The following is a 19,742-nucleotide window of genomic DNA, read 5'->3' on the forward strand; positions in this document are numbered from 1 at the left end:
GTTGAGAGTCCGTCAGTTACCGGTAGCGAAAACGGTCGGGGAGCCGATGCCGCTGCGCAGGCTGCCGTCGAGGTAGGCGGTGCGGCAGGCGCGGCGGCCGATCTTGCCGCTGGATGTCCGGGGGATCAAACCGGCCTGCACCAGCAGCAGGTCGCGGACGGTCACGCCGTGGCGCACGGCGATCGCGGCGCGAATGTCGTCGGCGATCGGCTGGTAGTCCAGCTTGTGCGCCCCGGCGGCGCGCTCGGCGACGATGACCAGCTGCTCGGAGGTGTCCTCGGGGTCGGCCTTCAGCCCGGCGTGCGGGTTGTCGAACACCTCTTGGGGCAGCTGGTTGGCCGGCACCGAGAAGGCCGCGACGTACCCGGTCCGCAGCGCCTTGTTGGCCTCTTGCGCCGAGTACTCGAGGTCCTGCGGGTAGTGGTTGCGGCCGTCGATGATCACCAGGTCCTTGATCCGGCCGGTGATGTACAGGTTGCCCTTGTAGAAGGTGCCGTAGTCCCCGGTGCGGACCCACAGCGCGTCGTCGGTCGCGCCCTCCGCGTGCGAGGGGTTGGCGCGCGACTTGAGGATGTTGCGGAAGGTCTCCTGGGTCTCGTGCTCCTTGTTCCAATAGCCGAGCCCCATGTTGTTGCCGTGCAGCCAGATCTCGCCGATCTGCCCGTCCGGCAGTTCCGTGGCCGTGTCCGCATCGACGATCACCGCCCACTCGTCCACGCCGACCACACCGGCGGAGACCTGGGCGACGGCGTTCGGGTCGTCGGCACTCGCCTGGACGAACCGCTGCTCGTTGAGCGCCTCCCGGTCGACGTGGATGACCAGCGGCGCCTCGTCCATCGGGGTGGTGGACACGAACAGGGTCGCCTCGGCGAGGCCGTAGGACGGCTTGATGGCGGCCTCACGCAGGCCGTAGGGCGCGAAAGCCTCATAGAACTTGCGCATCGACGCCGGGGACACCGGCTCGCTGCCGTTGAGGATTGCGCTGACGTTGCTCAGGTCGAGCGGCGGCTCACCGTCCCGCGGGGCGCCGCGCAGCGCGGCGTGCTCGAACGCGAAGTTCGGCGCCGCCGAGTAGACCTCGCCCTCTTCGTCGCCGACGCGGGCCATGGCGCGGATCCAGCGGCTCGGCCGGCGCACGAACGCCGCCGGCGTCATGAACGACATGTGATGGCCGAACACCGGCGACAGCATGACGGTGATCAGACCCATGTCGTGGAAGAACGGCAGCCAGCTGACCCCACGGTCGTTTTCGCTGCCCTTCATGGAGAGGGCGTCGAGCACCTGGACGACGTTGGTGGGCAGGTTCCGGTGGCTGATCTTGACCCCGGTGGGCGTCCGGGTGGAGCCCGACGTGTACTGCAGGTACGCGATGGTCTCCGGGGTGGATGTCGGCACCTGCCAGGTGGAGGCGACCTCGTCGGGCACGGCGTCGACGGCGATGACGCGGGGCCGGTCCTTGGCTGGGCGGCCGCGGAAAAACTTGCGCACGCCCTCGGCGGAGTCGCTGGTGGTCAGGATCGTCGAGGGGGTGCAGTCGTCGAGCACCGCGTGCAGGCGCCCGACGTGCCCCGGCTCGGCGGGGTCGAACAGCGGCACCGCGATCCGGCCCGCGTAGATGGTCCCGAAGAACGCGGTGAGGTACTCCAGGTTCTGCGGGCACAGCAGGGCGACGCGGTCGCCCGGCTCGGTGACCTGCTGCAGGCGGGCGGCGATGGCGCGGTTCCGCTTGCTGAAGTCGCGCCAAGACAGGTCGCGCTCGATGCCATCGCGCTCGGTGGAGAAGTCCAGGAAGCGGTAGACCAGCCTGTCGCCCCGCACGGACGCCCACCGCTCGATGTGGCGTGCCAGGTTGAGATTGTCGGGGAACCGGATCTTCCCGTTCGTGATGAACGGGTTGTGGTACGCCATAACGCTCTCCTGTCACAACAGTGTTCGGTCGGCCAGGCCGACGGTTGCCTCTGGTGCCAGCGGTGCCGACATTTTGCCCTGTGCCCGGGCCAGCCTACGCACGTCGTCGAGTCGCGAGCGGTGGTCGACACTCGGCCCGGGTCGCAACAAACGTCTAGATGCTCTTAAATTCTTCTTAATGTTACGGGGCGGCCCGCGGCACACCAAATCACAAGGTACCGCTGATTTCCGTTGGAAAGCCGCTAGCCAACCCCTGTGTCCAGCGCCGATCAGCCATGTTTGGGATGCGGCGCGTTCGAGATCAGCCCCTCGGCCCAATTCAGCGTCCAGTCCGTCGCCGGTGCGCCGTCGAGGCTCCAGCACTGCGTAGTCGCGTAGAGCGCGTGCACCGGCTGACCGGCGCCGCCGGCCAACGTGTTGAGCGTGTTCGGCAGGTTGGCGACGCTGAAGGCCGCGTCGGGGGCGGCGCAGATGAGGTCGCCCGGGGCGCAGATCTCGTTCGTCTTGCCGTTGAGCGCCCCGAAACCGCCCGGCCGGGCGCCGGTCATCGTCAGCCCCAGCCCGGACAGCATCGGGATCTCGTGCAGGGTCACTTCGGCGCCCTGACCCGGCGGGTTGGGCCCGATGTCGTTGCCGACGCCCTGCTGCCGGCGGCCGTCGGCGATCAGCGTCACGCCGAGCACGAGGTCGTCGTCGACGGGGCCGCGGCCGTTGCCGATGTCGCTGGCGATGTCGCCGGCGATCACCGCCCCCTGGGAGAAGCCCATCAGCACGTAGCTGGTCAGGGGGCATTTGTTGTTCATGTCGGACATCGCCTGGACCGTCGCGCGGGTGCCCTCGGCGCGGCTCTCGTTGTAGGACATCTGCGGGTCACCGGCGAGCGGGTTGTGGAACTGCGCCGTGTACGGCGTGGTGTAGGTCTGCACCCGCGAGGACGGGAACTGCTGGGCGATCGCCCCGGTGACCCGGTGCAGCAACGCATTGGGGAATTGCGTGGGGTTGACCGGATCGTCCTGCGGCGAGGACTCCCAGGTGCCGGGGACGGCCACGACCTGGACGTCCGGGCAGGACGCGTCCTGCGACGAGGGCCTGGGCTTGTGGGGGTGGGTCGTCGTCGAGGCCGGCGGGAGGACGCCCGGCGGCACCGCGCTGGGCGGCGCTTCGCGACCACGCAGCAGCAGCACCGCGGCGGCGACGACAAGCAGGACGACGAGGGCCACCGTCAGGGCCGCCACCCACGCAAGAATCCGGTGGCGCTTACGCCGGGCGTTGGTGGCCATGTTCTCCTGCCAGCGGATCGGGTCGGTTCGTCGGTGTTGGGCGCGGGTCCACCGCGGGGCGGCGCGGCCCTCCCCGCCTGCGCTGCACTCCTACACGGTACCGGCATTTCGGGCATGGCCATCCGACCCCGATGCCGCCCGGTTGGGAGGCCGAACTAGTTCGTCGGACCGCCGATCGCCGAGATGGCGGCGGGGGTCGTGGTTTGCCGCGAACTAGCGGATGGCCCCGACGATGTCGCCCGACATGGCGCCCAGCTGGCCCGACCACGGGCCCCAGCCGTTGTCGCCGCCCGGGAAGTCGAAGTGGCCGTTGTGCCCGCCGACGCTGCGGTACTGCTGATAGAACTCAAGGGCCGTCCCCGTCGCCTGATCCGGGACGCCCAGCACGGCCGCGGGATCGCTCGCCCCACCCTTCGCCGACCACACCCAGACGCGAGTGTTGTTCTGCGCCAACAGCGACGCGTGCACCCACGGGTCGTGCCACTTCCACCGACCGAGCTGCGGGGCGCCCCACATGCCGTTGCCGTCGACCCCGCCGAACTGCTGCAGGCCGGCGAGGATCGCGCCGTTCACCGTGGTCTCGGAGGGGTACAGGAAGCCCGAGAGGGAGCCCGCAAACCCGAAGCGGTCGGGGTGGAACGTGGCGAGCGCGAGGGCGCCGTAGCCGCCCTGCCCGGCGCCGACCGCGGCGTGGCCGCCCGGCGCGAGGCCCTTGTTCGCGGCCAGCCAGTTCGGCAGCTCGCTGGACAGGAACGTGTCCCACTGCTTGCTGCCGTCCTGCTCCCAGTTCGTGTACATGCTGTAGGCGCCCCCGGCCGGCGCCACTACCGAGATCCCCTTGCCGGCGAGGGTGTTCATCGCGTTGCCGGCGGTCACCCAGTTGCTCACGTCCGGGGCGGCGTCGAAGGGATCGAGCAGATAGACCGCGTGCGGACCGCCGGCCAGGAAGGCCACCGGGATGTCGCGCCCCATCGCGGCCGACGGCACCATCAGGCTCTCGTACCCGGCGGCCCGGGCCGTTCCGGGGGCGCCCGCCAGCGTGGCGGCGCCGCCCACGCCGATCGCCAGCACGACCACACCCAATACCCGCATCAGCGCCGACACGCCCCGCACGACCCTCATGTCCACCCTCCATCGTCTAGCCGCTGTGAGCACACTAGCCAGCGCCGGATGACCCGCGGCCCGCAGGGTAGTGAAATAGACCACACCGCGGGGCCGCTAAACAGAACAACGGCGGCGACCCTAGGGTCGCCGCCGTCGATCGTGTCGGTGCGGGTTAGGCGCCTTGGCCGTTTCCGGTAGCCGCCGCGGTGGCCGGACCGGCGCCCGGGGTGGCGCCCAGCGTCGACTGCAGATCAGGCTTCATCGCCTGCAGCTGCGCGCCCCAGTAGGGCCAGTCGTGGGTGCCGTTGGCGTCGAAGTTCCACACCGCGTTGTGACCGCCGGCGGCGTTGTAGGCGTCCTGGAACTTCAGGTTGCTGGTCCGCACGAAGCCCTCGAGGAACTTCGCGGGCAGGTTGTCGCCACCCAGGTCCGACGGCTTGCCGTTACCGCAGTACACCCAGATGCGGGTGTTGTTCGCGACCAGCTTGCCGACCTGAAGCGACGGGTCGTTGCGCTGCCAGGCGGGGTCGCTCGACGGTCCCCACATGTCCGCGGCCTTGTAGCCGCCGGCGTCACCCATGGCGAGGCCGATCAGCGACGGGCCCATGCCCTGCGACGGGTCCAGCAGCGCGGACAGCGAGCCCGAGTAGACGAACTGGTCCGGGTGGTAGGCCGCGAGGATAAGGGCGGACGACCCGGCCATCGACAGGCCGACGGCGGCGCTGCCGGTCGGCTTGACCTGCTTCTGCGAAGACAGGTACTGCGGCAGTTCGCTGGTCAGGAAGGTCTCCCACTTGTAGGTGGTGCAACCGGCCTTACCGCAGGCGGGCTTGTACCAGTCGGAGTAGAAGCTGGACTGCCCGCCGACCGGCATGACCACGGCGATGCCCGACTGGTTGTACCACTCGAACGCCGGGGTGTTGATGTCCCAGCCGTTGTAGTCGTCCTGCGCGCGCATGCCGTCGAGCAGGTACAGCGCGGGTGCGTTGGCGCCACCGCTTTGGAACTGGACCTTGATGTCGCGGCCCATGCCCGCGGACGGAACCTGCAGGTACTCCACCGGCAGGCCCGGGCGCGAGAACGCCCCAGCCGTCGCGGAGCCCCCCACGACGCCGATCAGACCCGACAGCAGGGCCGCGCCGGCGGCTCCCACCACGAGCCGTCGTGGCATACGTGCCACGGCGCCGCGCAACCTGTCAACAAGCGTCATCCTTGCTTCCTCATCCTTTCGGCGCATCCTTCATTCGAAGGTGCATGTCGAAATTGGTCGTACTGCATACGCATCCGATCGCCCGGCTCCTCCTCGGACCTGCAATGTCCGGATCGTCGCCGCGCTGAACGCAGCAGTGCTCGTGTAGTCAACCACACCAAGCGGCCTTCGCTCTCATCGAGACCGGCTCCGCACGGCCCGTTCGACACGCGCTACCCAGCGATTTCGTGATCAAACACACATCGGAAAAGGGGCGTTTCTGCATGTGCCCCGGTGTCGATGGCCGCTGGTGAGCGGCCAATTGTGATGTTGCTGTGAAAGTTTGGCGGCCAGCATGGCCGTGATTGTCTCGAGATCTGACGAAAAATCTTCTGCGCGGCGTTCACTCGTGCGGGGGCGGCGGGATGGCCGCCGGCACCGGCAGCCCACAACGCGCCAGCTCGTACAGTGGGACACGGTCGATCCGGTATCCGGTGAACTCGAAGGCGTGCAGCAGGTTCGACAGGAACCGATGCGGGGTCATCGGGGCGCGCACGGACGCCAGAACGGCCTGTGTCTCGGGGCATTTCAGCGCCTCCACCGCCTGTGCGACCCAGTTCACGTCGAGGTAGCCGGGAATGCCGGGATACACCTTCACCCAAGGGCCATCGGCGATCACCCAATCCGGGAACAGGTTCTTGTCGTGCCCGATCCGGCCGTGCTTCAACCGCTCCGTGTGCTGGGCAAGCGGATTCGCCAGGCCGATCTGGTCGATGACCCGCACGTCCAGCCCGACGTTCATGCCGACCATGCCGAGGTTGGTGAAGAACACCGTGTGCTGCGGCTTTTGGGGCGCCGCGCCCGGCGGCGGCGGCAACATCGGCACCAGGTCCCACTGGGTGTAGTTGCCGGACGGCAGCAGCAGGGCCCCGTCGGGGGTGTTGTCCAGCGCAGTCAGGATGGCCGCCATTCGCGGGTAGTCGAGGTAGTCGGCCGCCGTCAGCGGGTGTGCGTGACCGGTGGCCTGCGCATAGAAGCGGCGCTCGTCGACAATGCCGGAGTAGCTGACGTGGGTGGCGTCATCGCCCATCCCCGGCGAGTTCGCCGCCCACAGTGACCAACCGGCGATCCCCACCCACAGCAGGCCGGCCGCGCCCGCGACCCAATAGCCGGTCTCGCGCGAATAGTCCTTGCCGTCGGGAATCAGCACCGGGATAACGGCCACCGGAGCCAGCAGGCAGAAGAGCGGCGCCAGCAGCACCCGGCCGTGCATGAAGTCGCCGCCCTGGCGGATCCAGTAGAGCGCCTGCAGCAGCCCGCTGACGACGACGAAGGCCACCACCGCCGGTGGGCTCTGCACCACCCGGGCCGCGCGGCCGTAGTCGGGGGTCAGCTGCGGCCGCAGGAATGACGGCCGGCGCCGCGCCGCCAGCACCAGCACACCGAGCGGCACCAGCAGCACCAGCGGCACCCACACCGCGTACGGCGCGTCGAAATTCGCCAGGTAGGTCATCCCCTGCGACCACTTGTCTCCCGCGGCGTCCTTGGCCAGGGCGGTGCCGGGCACCAACAGGCCGTAGTAGCCCATCCGGAACACCTGGTAGGCGACGGGCAGAAGTCCGCCGGCGAGCACGATCAGCGCGCGGCGGCGCCAGGTGCGCCCCGCAACCAGCATCATGATCAGCGCGAGGCCGCCCATCAGCGCCAGCTCGGGCCGCACCAGGACGCTGAAGCCGGCGACGAAGGCGAGGGCACCGGTGAACGCCGGGCTTTCCAAGCGGTTCCGGACCGGCTGCGACCAGCACACCATCATCCACCACAGCAGGCCCAGATAGGCCAGCGTCAACCCGCTTTCCAGCCCGGACGTGGCGAAGTCGCGGGCCGGGGGCAACGCGATGTACACCAGCGCCCCGGCGGGCAACATGATGGCCCGCCGGCCACGCAGGCTCGGCGCAAACAGCCGGCCGGTACCGAGCATCAGCAGCACCACGCCCAGCACCGAGAGCCCCAGGGCGAGCGTGAGCGCCACGTATTCCATGCGCATCGGCTCGCTGATCCAGCTACCCACGTACATGAGGTAGGTCCACGCGGTGGACGTGTTGGCCTCGACCCGCTCCCCCTGGTTGAAGACCGGGCCGTTGCCGGCCAGCAGGTTGCGCACGGTGCGCAGCACGATTAGGCCGTCGTCGGCGATCCAGCGGCGCTGCCAGGCGCCCCAGGCGAACAGCAAGGCGACCACCGCCACGCTGATCGACAGGCTGACACGCACCGGGGCGGCGTACGGAAACAGGGGCCGACTGACCCGCGTGACCACCGGACGGCGCCGCAGCCCACCCAACCGAAGGGCCTTCAGTTCGGGGCTAACCGAAGGCAACGGCGGCTCCCACGGTCGCGATCCAGGCCAGCGCAAGCAGCTGCAGGACGCGGTCACGCAGCGCGATGTCCTCGGGCTCCCCGGCCAGCCCGCCGTCGACGTCGACCGCGTAGCGCAGGATCGCGATAGTGAACGGGATCATCGACACGGCGTACCAGGACCCGGAATGACGGTCGCGCTCGAAGGCCCACAGTCCGTAGCACAGCACCACCGCGGTGGCCGACATCGTCCAGACGAAGCGCAGATAGGTGCTCGTGTAGCTCTCGAGCGCCTTGCGAATGGCCGCACCCGTGCGCTCGGCGACCTGTAGCTCGGCGTACCGCTTGCCGGCCACCATGAACAGTGACCCGAAGGCGACGAACAGCAGAAACCATTGCGACAGCGGTATGTTCGTGGCCGCGCCCCCGGCGATGGCCCGGATCAGGTAGGCCGACGACACGATGCAGATGTCCATGACCGCTTGGTGCTTGAGTCCGAAGCAGTAGCCCAGCTGCATGCCGATGTAGACGGCCATCACCAGCGCGAGATTCGGGGTCAGCCACCACGCAATGGCCAGCGACGCCGCCGCCAGCACCACCGCCAGGGCGTAGGCAAGCCACTCCGGCACCACGCCGGCCGCGATCGGGCGGAACCGCTTGGTGGGGTGCTCGCGGTCGGCCTCCACGTCGCGCACGTCGTTGACCAGGTAGATCGACGAGGCCGCCAGACAGAACACGACGAACGCTACCGACACCTGGGTGAGCACTTGGGCGTAGTCGTACCTCACGGGACCGCCCAGTGCGGCCAGTGGCGCGGCCAGCACGATCACGTTCTTCACCCACTGACGCGGGCGAATCGCCTTGATCACCCCGGTGAGCAGGTTCCCCTGTGATTCGATCACCACGTCGTCACTCATCATCAGTGTCTTTACTCATCGAGTACCACCTTCGATCCGGTCGTCGAGCCGGACGGCGACCCTCGCCACGACGGCGCCGAGGCCGATGCCGAAGGCCACGTCACTGGGGTAGTGCACGCCCAGCACGATCCGCGACAACGCCATCGGCGGAACCAGGACCGCGGCCAGCGGCAGCCCGGTGGCCCGGCCCAGCAGGATGGCCGCGGCCGTGGTCGACGTGGCGTGCGCCGACGGGAAGCTCAGCCGGCTCGGGGTGCCCACGTTGACGGCGACGGCCGGATGATGCGGACGTTGCCGTCGCACCACCCGCTTGACCACTACGGCGGCGGCGTGCGCGGCGAACGCGCCCGCCCCGGCCAGCAGCCACTCCCGCCGCCGCGCCGGAGCCAGCAGCGCACCGAGCAAAGACACCGCCAGCCAGCCGATGCTGTGCTCCCCGAAGTGGGAGAGGCCGCGCGCGACGGCCAGCACACCGGGGCGGTCGGCGAGCGCCAACTGGACGGTCACCAGCGCGGCGACTTCGCCGCTGGGAGGCGCCGATTCAGGCATGTCTCGGCTCGGTATGCGCCGGAAGCAGCGCGGTTTCCCACTTCTGCTTGCTGGACAGCACGGGCAGCGCGTCGCGGTACACCCGGCGCATCTCGTCGAACCGGCTCGCGAGCTGACGCTGCCGGCGCAGCGACTGGGTCAGCAGCGAGAACATCTTGCGGCGGTCGCGCTGCCGGTAGACCACGCCGCACCCGTCGGCCGTCGTTACGGTGACCCCGTCCACGGTGCAGAGCCGGAACCAGCGCGCGTCCTGGGTCGCGACGTTGTATTCCGGGCGTTGGTGCGCCTGCGGATCGGCCTTGGTCGCGTTGTGCAGGATGCCACGGGCCAACCGGTAGCCGATGGACACCGGATTCACTGGCGGCCTCATCGCCTTGGTCTTATTCAGCGGCGGCGGCAGCTCGCTGGCCGCCGGAAGGACGACCGCGTCGGGATACTCCTTGCGGATCCGGTGCACTTCGGGGAGCGCCGATTCCAGGATCGAGAAGATGTGCTCTGGGCCGGCGAGGAAGTCATCGATGGCCTTGTTCTGGATGGCTACCGTCGAATACTCAAGGCAAGCAAGGTGTTTCAGTGTGGCCTTGAGGTGGCTGCGGACCAGTCCGGTGATGTCGCCGTCCCAGTGCAGCGCCGCCACCACCAGCCGGTTGCGCAGGTGGAAGTAGGCCTGCCAGTCGATCGCGTCGTCCTTGTCGCTCCAGGCCATGTGCCAGATGGCGGCGCCGGGCAGCGTGACGGTCGGATAGCCGCGTTCGCCCGCGCGCAGGCCGTATTCCGCATCGTCCCACTTGATGAACAGCGGGAGGGGCTGGCCCAGCTCCTCGGCAACCTGCCGCGGGATCATGCACGTCCACCAGCCGTTGAAGTCGACGTCGATGCGCCGGTGCAGCAGCTTGCTCCGAGAGTCCTTGTCGTTCAACGGGTATTCGGCGAAGTCGTGGTCGTACTCGGCGTGCGGGGCGGCGGTCCACATGAAGTTCGACTGGTTGACGACCTCACCCATGATGTGCAGGTGCGACGGCTCCTGCAGGTTGAGCATCTGCCCGCCCACCAGCATCGGGGTCTTGGCGAAGCGGTGCATCGCCAGCACCCGCAGGATCGAGTCGGGCTCGATGCGGATGTCGTCGTCCATGAACAGGATCTGTTGGCAGTCGGTGTTCTTGAGCGCCTCGTACATCACCCGGCTGTAGCCGCCGGAGCCGCCGAGGTTGGGTTGGTCGTGGATGGACAGCCGGTTGCCCAGGCGGGCGGCGGCCTGCGGGAAGTCGGGGTGGTCGCGCACCTTGCGCACGCCCTGATCGGGCACGATCACGGCCCCGACCACCTCGTCGACCAACGGGTCCGCGGTGAGCGCGGCCAGCGCGTTGGCGCAGTCGGCGGGTCGGTTGAAGGTCGGGATGCCGACGGCGATGTTGGCGGGGACGGGAGCGGGTTCGGTCGCGTACCAGCCTCCGCTGCGCAGCGTGACCGCCGTGTCGGTGGTGATGTCGAACCAGATCCAGCCGCCGTCCTCGAAAGGCTTTAGCGCCACCTCGATTTCGAGGATCTCCGGCTGGTCATCGGCGCCGGCGAACTGGCGGCCCTCGATGGAGATCCGCGCCCCGGTGGCCTTGGTCCGGTAAAGGTCGACACGTCCGGAACCGGTCACCTCGACCCGCAGCACCACCGCCTCGCAGATCGACCAGCGGCGCCAGTAGCTCGCCGGGAACGCGTTGAAGTACGTCGCGAACGACACCTCGGACTCTTTGCCGATCTCGAGCGAGGTGCGGCTCGTCGCGTGCGCCCGGCGGGCGTTGGTGGTCGATTCCTCCAGGTACAGCTTGCGGACGTCGAGGGGCTCCCCCGGACGCGGCAAGATGATCCTGGAAAGCAGGCTTACAGCGGTCATCCCCCCGCACCTTCCTCCGCTAATGCTTTGCCGTCGCGCAGGTGCGGCGCGAGGACGTTGTCGTACATGTTGAGCGCGCTGGCAATCGCCATGTGCATGTCCAGGTACTGATAGGTGCCCAGCCGGCCGCCGAACAGCACCTTCGACGACGCGGTTTCGGACTTCGCCCGCGCCCGGTACGCGCCCAGCAGGGCGCGGTCGGCCTCGGTGTTGATCGGATAGTAGGGCTCGTCATCGTCCTTGGCGAACCGGGAGAACTCCCGCATGATGACCGTCTTGTCGGAGGGGTATTCACGCTCGGGGTGGAAGTGGCGGAACTCGTGGATGCGGGTGTAGGGCACGTCGAGGTCGTTGTAGTTCATCACCGGCGTTCCCTGGAAGTCGCCGACGGGGAGCACCTCCACCTCGAAATCCAGGGTCCGCCAGCCGAGGTGGCCTTCGGCGTAGTCGAAGTAACGGTCCAGCGGACCGGTGTAGACGACCGGGGCGTCGGGGCTGTCGGCGCGCAACTGGTCTCGCACGTCGAACCAATCGGTTTCCAGTCGCACCTCGATGCGGTCGTCGTCGGCCATGTTCTGCAGCCACGCGGTGTAACCGTGCAGCGGCAGCCCCTCGTAGGTGTCGCTGAAGTACCGGTTGTCGAAGGTGTAGCGGACCGGGAGGCGCGTGATGTTCGCCGCGGGCAGTTCGGTGGGGTCGGTCTGCCACTGCTTGGCGGTGTAGCCCTTGACGAACGCCTCGTAGAGCGGCCGGCCGATCAGCGAGATCGCCTTTTCCTCCAGGTTCTGCGCGTTCGCGGTGTCGATCTCGGCGGCCTGCTCCGCGATGAGCTGCCTGGCCTCCTGCGGGCTGAAGTACTTGCCGAAGAACTGCGACACCAGGCCCAGCCCCATCGGGAACTGGTAGGCCTGCCCGTTGTGCATCGCGAACACGCGGTGCTGGTAGTTGGTGAATTCGGTGAACTGGCGCACGTAGTCCCAGACCCGCTTGTTCGAGGTATGGAACAGGTGGGCGCCGTACTTGTGGACCTCTATCCCGGTTTGCGGCTCGGCCTCCGAGTAGGCGTTCCCGCCGATGTGCGGGCGCCGTTCGACGACGAGCACGCGCTTGCCCAGTTGGGTAGCCACGCGCTCGGCGATGGTCAGGCCGAAGAATCCGGAGCCGACGACAAAGAGGTCAAAGCGACTAGAAGGAGAGGTCATCGGTTGCTTAGGGTATCCGACCGCGCGGGCCTAACCCATTTGGCGAGGCTGGGGAGTCGGCTTCGGGTGACGCGGCGGCGCCGCCAGGGCGCAAGGCCCAGCGGTCACAAGCGGAGTCGCAAATGCCTCACGATTCGATCTCGCCACTCCAGTCACAACATTCTCACTCGTACCATCGACTCTGTGTGGTTCATGCCGGACAGGACAGGCAGGACACGCCGACACAACACGAGTCCGAAATAGTTGTCCAGATTTGAGGAGACTTCCGTGCCGAACCGACGCCGACGCAAGCTTTCGACAGCCATGAGCGCGGCCGCCGCCCTGGCAGTGGCTAGTCCGTGCGCATACTTCCTTGTCTACGAATCGACCGCGGGCCCCAAGCCGGTCGAGCACCACGAGTTCAAGCAGGCGGCGGTCATGTCCGACCTTCCCGGTGAGCTGATGGGGGCGCTGTCGCAGGGGCTTTCCCAGTTCGGCATCAACCTGCCGCCGGTGCCCGCACTGGGCGGGGCCGGCGCCACCTCGCCGGGCCTGACCAGCCCCGGCCTGGGCACACCGGGCCTGGGCACGCCGGGCCTGGGAACGCCGGGCTTGACCAGCCCCGGCCTGACGAGCCCCGGCCTGACCAGTCCGGGCCTGACGAGCCCCGGTTTGACGAGCCCCGGCCTCACGCCGGCGGCGCCGGGCCTCACCTCGCCGAGCGCCCTGACCCCGACCACCCCCGGTGGGGGTGTGACCACGCCGGGCGCCGGGGTGACCACGCCGGCCGCCGGGCTCAACCCGGCGCTGGCCAACCCAGGCCTGACCAGCCCGGCGGGGCTGACGCCCGGTGCCGGCGCCTCGACCCTGGCACCGAGCGAGGTGCCCATCGACTCGCAGACCGGCCTGGACCCGGGCGCCGGAGGAACCTACCCGATCATCGGGGACCCCTCGACGTTGGGCGGCGGCTCGCCGATCGGTAGCGGCGGGGGCGGAAACGGCGGTGGCGGCGGGCTCATCAACGACGTGATGCAGGCCGCCAACCAGCTGGGCGCGGGTCAGGCGATCGACCTGCTCAAGGGCCTGGTCATGCCGGCGATCATGCAGGGCGTCCAGCACGGCGCGGCCGGTGCGCCGGCCGCCGCGGGTGCCCTGCCCGGTGCCGCCGGCGCTCTGCCGGGTGCCGCAGCCGGTGCCCTGCCGGCCGCGGCGGGCGCCGCGGGTGCCCTGCCCGGTGCCGCCGGTGCCCTGCCGGGTGCCGCAGCCGGTGCCCTGCCGGCCGCGGCGGGCGCCGCCGGTGCGCTCCCGGCCGCGGCCGGGGCCGCGGCGCCGGTGTTGCCGCCCGTCTAGCTCGAAAAGCCTGTCACCCGACGGCACCGCAGAGTCGCGCGAGGACGTCTCCGACCTCGACACAGTCCTCTGCGGTGCCGTCAAATCATGTCCCGGGCCTTTTCCCGCGATCCCGACGCCGTGTCGTCCCACCAATAACACTGGAAACATAAGTAACATCAGCTGGTGTCCCGCAGTCGCGCGCCGACGATGTTGGTCAGCGCCATCGCCGCCACCGTCGTCATCGTGTCGTGGATCGGCGAAGCCACGTACGACCGGCACGCCGCCGCCCCGACCCGCGCACGCGACACCCAGCTCGCCGAACAGCCGCTGGTCGGCCTCGGCCCCGGCGTGACGATTCGTGAGCTCACCCAGAACGAGCCCTTCTCACTGGTCGCGTTCACCGGTGACCTGGCTGGCACGTCAACGCGGGTGCGCGCCAAGCGCCCCGACTCCTCGTGGGGGCCGTGGTACCAGACCGAGTACGAAACCGCCGCACCCGACCCGGCCGCCACCGGCGACGGTGCGGGGGCCACGGAGGGGCCCCGCAGCACCGACCCGGTGTTCGTCGGCACCACCACCACCGTGCAGATCGCCGTCACCCGCCCGCTCGACGCCCCGGTCACCAAGCCGCCCGCGGCGCAGCCCAGCCCCCACCCCGACGGCCTCGGCTACCGGCCGGCGTCCAGGGAACAGCCCTTCGGGCAGAACATCTCCGCCATCCTCATCTCCCCGCCGCAGGCGCCGACCGAGACACAGTGGACGCCTCCCGCGGGCGTCGTGATGCCCGGGCAGGCGCCCAGCATCATCAGCCGGGCCGAGTGGGGCGCCGACGAGTCGCTGCGGTGCGGAACACCGACGTACGACAACGGGATCCGGGCCGCGGTCATTCACCACACCGCCGGCAGCAACGACTACTCGCCGCTCGAATCGGCCGGCATCGTCAAGGCCATCTACACCTACCACAGCAAGACCCTGGGCTGGTGCGACATCGCCTACAACGCGCTGGTCGACAAGTACGGCCAGGTGTTCGAGGGCAGCGCCGGCGGGCTCACCAAGGCGGTGGAGGGTTTTCACACCGGCGGTTTCAACCGCAACACCTGGGGCGTGGCGATGATCGGCAACTTCGACGACGTGCCGCCGACGCCGCTGCAGCTGCGGGCCGTGGGCCGGCTGCTCGGTTGGCGGCTGGGCCTGGACAACGTCGACCCCAAGGGCACCGTGCAGCTGGAGTCCGCGGGTAGCCACTACACCACCTTCGCGGCCGGCACGGTCGCCACGCTGCCGACCATCTTCACCCACCGCGACGTCGGCAACACCGACTGCCCGGGCAACGCCGCCTACGCGCTGATGGACGAGATACGCGACATCGCATCGCATTTCAACGATCCGCCGGAGGAGTTGATCAAGGCGTTGCAGGGCGGCGCGATCTACGACCACTGGCAGCAGATCGGCGGTATGAACAGCGTGCTCGGCGCGCCGACCTCGCCCGAGGCCGGGGCCGAGGGCGACGCGCGCTACGTCACGTTCGCCAAGGGGGCGATGTACTGGTCGCCGGTCACCGGACCGCAGCCCGTCACCGGCGCCATCTACGACGCCTGGGCCTCGCTGAGCTACGAACGCGGACCCCTGGGCCTGCCGACCAGCGCGGAAATACAAGAGCCCCTTCAGATCACCCAGAATTTTCAGCACGGCACCCTGAACTACGAGCGGTTGACCGGCAACGTCACGGAGGTGGTCGACGGCATCACCACCCCGCTCTCCACGCAGCCGCCGAGCGGCCCGACCGTGGAGCCCGAACATTTCTCGCTGCCGGCCCACCCCGGCGCGTAGGCGCGGGTTCGACACTCAAATCGGTCGGCCACTACTCTGCCTGCTGTGCCCGAGACGCCGTACCTCACCATCGATCTCGACCGGGTCCGCGAGAGCTTCGGGCAGCTGCGGGATTTGTTTCCCGGCGCCGAGATCCGCTACGCGGTCAAGGCGAATCCGGCCGAACCCGTCCTGCGCCTGTTCGCGGCGGAGGGCGCCACGTTTGACGTCGCCTCCGTCGGCGAAATCGACGCGTGCGCCGCGGCCGGCGTCGAGGCCCGACTGCTGACCTTGGGCAACCCCGTTCAAAAGGCCTCGGCGGCGGCCAGGGCGCACTCAGTCGGCGTGCGGCGATTCGCGTTCGACACCGACCACGCCGCGGCGACCATCGCCGAACACGCGCCCGGCTCGGGGGTGGAATGCCGCATCGCGCCCGCGTTCCCGTCCTCGGTGACGCCGTTCGGCCACAAATTCGGCTGCGCCCCGGAAGCGGCGGCGGGGCTGCTGGACGGCGCCCGCCGGCGCGGGCTGCGGCCGGAAGGCGTGTGTTTCCATGTGGGCTCGCAGCAGCTCGACCCGTCGGCGTGGGAGCTCGGAATCCGTTCGGCCGCGGATGTTTTCGCCACGGTCGGCGGCCTGACCACGATCAACGTGGGGGGAGGCTTCCCTGTCGCCTACGCGTCCGGCGCGCCATCGCCCGCGGCGATCGCCGACTCGATCATGTCCGCGCTCGCGCGCTATTTCCCCGGGGGCGCGCCCCGGCTGGTAATCGAACCCGGGCGCGTCCTGGTCGGGCCCGCGGGGACGATCCACTGCGAGGTCGTCGGGGTGCGGCACGGCACCGATGGCAGGCGCTGGGTATACCTCGACGTCGGCCGCTACGGCGGCCTGGCGGAGACGGAGAACGAGTACATCAGATACCGGCTGCGCACCAGCCGCGACGGCGACGCCCGAGACGATGCCGTGGTCGCGGGACCCACCTGTGACGGCGACGACGTGCTCTACCGGAACTACCCGCTGCCGGTGACCTTACGGCCCGGTGACCGCGTCCAGATCGCCGACGCGGGCGCGTATACCGCGAGCTACGCGTCGACGTCGTTCAACGGATTCCCCCCGCTCCCAACAACGTTCGGGACTGCCGCCCCGGCCGCGGCCGTAGCCCGGGTGATAGTCGAGCCGATGGCGCCCGGCCTCACCCGCACCTGGGAGCTGTCCGAGGTCATCTGCGAGGCCGACACCGAATACCAGCACCTGGTCATCGGCCGGACCGCTCAGGGGATGGCGCTGTTCGCCGACGGCGAGCGGCAGAGCACCGAGCTCAGTCAGCTCGTCTATCACGAGGCACTGCTGGTGCCGGCGCTGCTGCTGGCGGCGCGGATCGAGCGGGTACTGGTGATCGGCTCCGGGGAGGGGGTGGTGAGCCAGCTGGCGGTGGCAGCCGGCGCGACGCACGTCGACCACGTCGACATCGACAGCGAGGCGGTCCGGCTGTGCGCACGGCACCTGCCCTACGGCTACACACCCATGGAATTGGCCGCGGCCGAACGCGGACTCGGGCCCGTCAGCGTGCACTACGGCGATGGGTGGAGCTTCGTCGAGGGCTGCGGCGCGGCATACGACATCGTGGTGGTCGACCTTCCCGACGAGCGGGCCGGACCCGCCCAGCACAACCGGCTCTACGAGGCCGACTTCCTCGAGCGGTGCCGCGCCATCGGCGGGGTGGTCACCGCCCAGGCCGGCTGCCCGACGCTGTGGCGCAACGAGTCGCTGCACGGGGCGTGGCGAAGGTTTCAGGACGTCTTCGACCGCGTCGTCTACTTCGGCAGCGACGAGCACGAGTGGGCGTTCCTCTCGGGCATCTCGGGAGGGGCCGACGACCCGCTCGCGACGATGTCGGCGCGACTGCGGACGCTGCCCTATCGCCCGCGGGCCATCGATGCCGAATCGCTCGTGGCATCGACCGTGCCGCCGAAGGCCCTTCGGTCTGGCTGAGAAAGCCGGATTCGGCCCGCCGCGCACTGCGTCGCAGTAGGCTCTACTTCGCTTCAATTGGGGTCGCGGGGGGCCGAGTCGACAGGAGATGGCTTTGTCGTTTGTGGTCACAGCACCGGAGTCAGTGACGTCCGCGGCCGGGACGTTGGCAAGCATCGGCTCCAGCCTGCAAGAGGCCACCGCGGGCGCGGCGGCTCACACCACCGGGGTCGCGTCCGCGGCCGCCGACGAAATATCGCTTGCGATTTCGGAGCTGTTCGGCACGTACGGCCAGGAGTTCCAGGCACTCACCGCGCAGGCCACCGCCTTCCACGACGAGTTCGTACGGCTGTTGAACGGGGGTGCCGCGGCGTATGTGGGCGCGGAGGTCGCGAACGCCGAGCAGACGCTGCTAGGCAACGCGGGGCTCGGCGGTGCCGGTTCCGCGGGTGCGATGGCGACCGGCGCGGCCGCCGCCGTCCCGGGTGGTGCCTACGCGCAGCTCTTTGCCAACACGACCGCCAACCTGCAATCCCTGTTCGGAACCTGGGCGGCCCACCCGTTCCCGTTCCTCCGCCAAGTCCTCGCAAACCAGCTGGGCTACCTGCAGCAGGCCGAGCTCGCGGTCAACGGCACCATTGCGAACCTCCCCGCGGTGCTGGCGAATCTGCCCGCGACCATCGAGGGGCTGCTGTCGCTGAACCCCGCGCAGTTCATCCAGCAATTCATCACCACCCAGGTCGGCTTCGCCCAGGACTTCGTCACGTCGGCGGCCAACATGGTCACCGGAATCGTCAACGGTCTGCCCGCATTCGAGGCGCAGCTGCGGGTGGCCTTCCAGGCGGTCCTGGCGGGCAACTTCAACGGCGCGGTCATCGACGTCGCGCAGGCCTACGCGAATCTGCTTGTCACGGGCGTCGATCCGGGAACTCTCGCGCTCAATCTCAGTGGCACCATCATTCCTCCGAATCTGGTAGCGACCCTCGTCGGCAATCCCACACTGCTCGGCCCGCTGGGCGACCTCTTCAGCATCATGAACATCCCCGGCCAGGAGGCGCAATACTTCACCAACCTGCTGCCGCCCGGATCCATACCGCAGCAGATGGCCCAGAACGTGACCAATGTGCTCAACGCGCTAACCGTGCCCAGCATCCGGTTTGACGTATCGGTACCGGTGTTCAACCCTCCCGCGGTTCAGTACAACGCGTTCTTCGGCTTGCCGCTCGTGATCACCTATGCGCTGGCGGGCGCACCGATCGCCACCCTGAACGGCATCGCCTCCTCCGCCACGGCGGTCCAGCAGGCCCTGCTCGCCGGCGACGGCGTGGGCGCGATAGGCGCGCTCTTCGATGCGCCCGCCATCGTGGCGAACGGATTCCTCAACAGCGACACCCTGATCGACATGTCGCTGGCGGTGCCGACGGGCGCGTCAGCGCCCTTCCCGACCGTGGTGACGATCGCGCTGCACCTGCCGTTCGACGGCATTCTCGTTGCGCCGCATCCAATCACGGCGACCGTGAATGTTCCCGGGTTTGAGGCGTTCGGCTTCCCGACCACCGTCACCGTCGGCGGCACGCCGTTCATGGGCCTCGTACCCCTGCTGGTCAACTACCTGCCCCAGCAGCTCGCCAACGCAATCACGCCGGGTTAGCGCGTCAACCTACTCAACACCGAGATTGCCGCGCTGGTCGCGATCCGCGCCGAGGCCCGACCGTCACCGCAACCTCGGCGGTCGGGGAACCAACGCCTAGAGAATCGCGACGGCGACCACGATGCCGAGCGCGAATTGGGACGCCGCGACCATGAGCGACTCGTAACTGTATTCGTCGGCGTGGAACAGCGCGTCCATGTCGATACCGACGGCCAGGGTGGCGATCCGCATCATCACGACCTGCGCGGCGATGCCCACCAGGCCGAAGACCGCCGAACCGACCAGCCCCTCCAACAGCTTTCCCGACGACGCATAGATCGCCAGCACCACGATGAGCGCCATGCTCACCATGCCCGCCGCGGACACGATGATCGCGTTGGGCTTGCCCGCGTCAACCATCTTGCGCAGCGGCCCGGGGGTGGTCAGGTCGATGGCATAGAACCCGATCAGCATCAGCACCAGACCGACAATGGAATACAAGATGATCGCACCGGCGCCGCGGCCCAACGCGTTGAGGTATCCCGCATCCCAATAGCCGGAACTCAGCGCCACGGTGCTTACGGTCATCAGTCAACTCCGTTCATTCGGGCGGGATTTCATCTCGACTCGAG

14 protein-coding genes are annotated in these 19,742 nt (G+C 68.9%); 4 read left to right on the forward strand and 10 right to left on the reverse strand.

From position 1 onward, the window contains the following. Window positions 1–12 precede the first annotated feature (12 nt). The 9 genes from fadD32 to glf all read right to left on the reverse strand — a co-directional run bounded on the left by fadD32 (window position 13) and on the right by glf (window position 12,389). Window positions 13–1,908, reverse strand: a complete 1,896-nt coding sequence (gene fadD32 / locus SKC42_RS16975; protein ID WP_330965440.1) for a long-chain-fatty-acid--AMP ligase FadD32 — start codon at window positions 1,906–1,908, stop codon at window positions 13–15. Window positions 1,909–2,177: 269 nt separating this feature from the next. Further along, window positions 2,178–3,188 carry a carboxylesterase Culp6 gene (gene culp6, locus SKC42_RS16980; RefSeq protein WP_330965441.1) on the reverse strand — a complete coding sequence of 337 codons (1,011 nt, stop codon included), beginning with the start codon at window positions 3,186–3,188 and terminating at the stop codon, window positions 2,178–2,180. 213 nt (window positions 3,189–3,401) lie between these two features. Further along, window positions 3,402–4,301: an esterase family protein gene (locus SKC42_RS16985; RefSeq protein ID WP_330965530.1), complete on the reverse strand. Its 900-nt coding sequence runs from the start codon at window positions 4,299–4,301 to the stop codon at window positions 3,402–3,404. Window positions 4,302–4,464: 163 nt separating this feature from the next. Further along, window positions 4,465–5,502: a diacylglycerol acyltransferase/mycolyltransferase Ag85B gene (ag85B, locus tag SKC42_RS16990; RefSeq protein ID WP_330965442.1), complete on the reverse strand. Its 1,038-nt coding sequence runs from the start codon at window positions 5,500–5,502 to the stop codon at window positions 4,465–4,467. 382 nt (window positions 5,503–5,884) lie between these two features. Further along, a complete protein-coding gene (gene aftB / locus SKC42_RS16995) occupies window positions 5,885–7,855 on the reverse strand; it encodes a terminal beta-(1->2)-arabinofuranosyltransferase (RefSeq protein ID WP_330965443.1) in 1,971 nt (656 codons plus the stop codon). Beyond that, entirely contained in the window at window positions 7,842–8,750 is a 909-nt protein-coding gene (locus SKC42_RS17000) for a decaprenyl-phosphate phosphoribosyltransferase (protein WP_330965444.1), read from the reverse strand. Before SKC42_RS17000 ends, aftB begins: the two co-directional genes overlap by 14 nt. Before the next feature lie 15 nt (window positions 8,751–8,765). Further along, window positions 8,766–9,299, reverse strand: coding sequence for a phosphatase PAP2 family protein (locus SKC42_RS17005; protein WP_330965445.1), 534 nt, complete (start codon window positions 9,297–9,299; stop codon window positions 8,766–8,768). Continuing rightward, window positions 9,292–11,187, reverse strand: a complete 1,896-nt coding sequence (locus SKC42_RS17010; RefSeq protein WP_330965446.1) for a glycosyltransferase — start codon at window positions 11,185–11,187, stop codon at window positions 9,292–9,294. Before SKC42_RS17010 ends, SKC42_RS17005 begins: the two co-directional genes overlap by 8 nt. Further along, on the reverse strand, window positions 11,184–12,389 hold the full coding sequence (glf, locus tag SKC42_RS17015) for a UDP-galactopyranose mutase (protein WP_330965447.1): 1,206 nt from the start codon (window positions 12,387–12,389) through the stop codon (window positions 11,184–11,186). The genes SKC42_RS17010 and glf overlap by 4 nt, the downstream gene beginning before the upstream one ends. Before the next feature lie 267 nt (window positions 12,390–12,656). On the opposite strand from glf, the gene SKC42_RS17020 reads away from it, so the two are divergent. From SKC42_RS17020 to SKC42_RS17035, 4 genes are all read left to right on the forward strand, one after another. Then, window positions 12,657–13,718 (forward strand): PirG, encoded by a 1,062-nt coding sequence (locus SKC42_RS17020; protein WP_330965448.1) that lies wholly within the window; start codon window positions 12,657–12,659, stop codon window positions 13,716–13,718. A gap of 162 nt (window positions 13,719–13,880) precedes the next feature. Further along, the gene (locus SKC42_RS17025) at window positions 13,881–15,530 is read left to right on the forward strand and encodes an LGFP repeat-containing protein (protein ID WP_330965531.1); all 1,650 of its coding nucleotides are present in this window, start codon (window positions 13,881–13,883) and stop codon (window positions 15,528–15,530) included. A gap of 45 nt (window positions 15,531–15,575) precedes the next feature. Beyond that, complete coding sequence (locus SKC42_RS17030; RefSeq protein ID WP_330965449.1) at window positions 15,576–17,501, forward strand: alanine racemase; 1,926 nt, start codon at window positions 15,576–15,578, stop codon at window positions 17,499–17,501. Between the two features lie 94 nt (window positions 17,502–17,595). Then, window positions 17,596–19,131, forward strand: coding sequence for a PE family protein (locus SKC42_RS17035; protein ID WP_442932175.1), 1,536 nt, complete (start codon window positions 17,596–17,598; stop codon window positions 19,129–19,131). A 96-nt stretch (window positions 19,132–19,227) separates the two neighbouring features. Here SKC42_RS17035 and SKC42_RS17040 read toward each other — a convergent pair whose 3' ends face one another. Further along, window positions 19,228–19,698 carry a DUF350 domain-containing protein gene (locus SKC42_RS17040; RefSeq protein WP_330965450.1) on the reverse strand — a complete coding sequence of 157 codons (471 nt, stop codon included), beginning with the start codon at window positions 19,696–19,698 and terminating at the stop codon, window positions 19,228–19,230. Window positions 19,699–19,742 lie beyond the last annotated feature (44 nt).

The sequence above is a fragment of the Mycobacterium sp. 050134 genome (genome assembly GCF_036409085.1).
In the GTDB taxonomy this organism is placed as follows: Bacteria; Actinomycetota; Actinomycetes; order Mycobacteriales; family Mycobacteriaceae; genus Mycobacterium.

Bases quoted from the DNA above. Each gene is read 5' to 3' on its own strand.
- fadD32 (WP_330965440.1), bottom strand. From the start codon at position 1,908: ATGGCGTACCACAACCCGTTCATCACGAACGGGAAGATCCGGTTCCCC.
- culp6 (WP_330965441.1), bottom strand. From the start codon at position 3,188: ATGGCCACCAACGCCCGGCGTAAGCGCCACCGGATTCTTGCGTGGGTG.
- ag85B (WP_330965442.1), bottom strand. From the start codon at position 5,502: ATGACGCTTGTTGACAGGTTGCGCGGCGCCGTGGCACGTATGCCACGA.
- SKC42_RS17000 (WP_330965444.1), bottom strand. From the start codon at position 8,750: ATGAGTGACGACGTGGTGATCGAATCACAGGGGAACCTGCTCACCGGG.
- SKC42_RS17005 (WP_330965445.1), bottom strand. From the start codon at position 9,299: ATGCCTGAATCGGCGCCTCCCAGCGGCGAAGTCGCCGCGCTGGTGACC.
- SKC42_RS17010 (WP_330965446.1), bottom strand. From the start codon at position 11,187: ATGACCGCTGTAAGCCTGCTTTCCAGGATCATCTTGCCGCGTCCGGGG.
- glf (WP_330965447.1), bottom strand. From the start codon at position 12,389: ATGACCTCTCCTTCTAGTCGCTTTGACCTCTTTGTCGTCGGCTCCGGA.
- SKC42_RS17040 (WP_330965450.1), bottom strand. From the start codon at position 19,698: ATGACCGTAAGCACCGTGGCGCTGAGTTCCGGCTATTGGGATGCGGGA.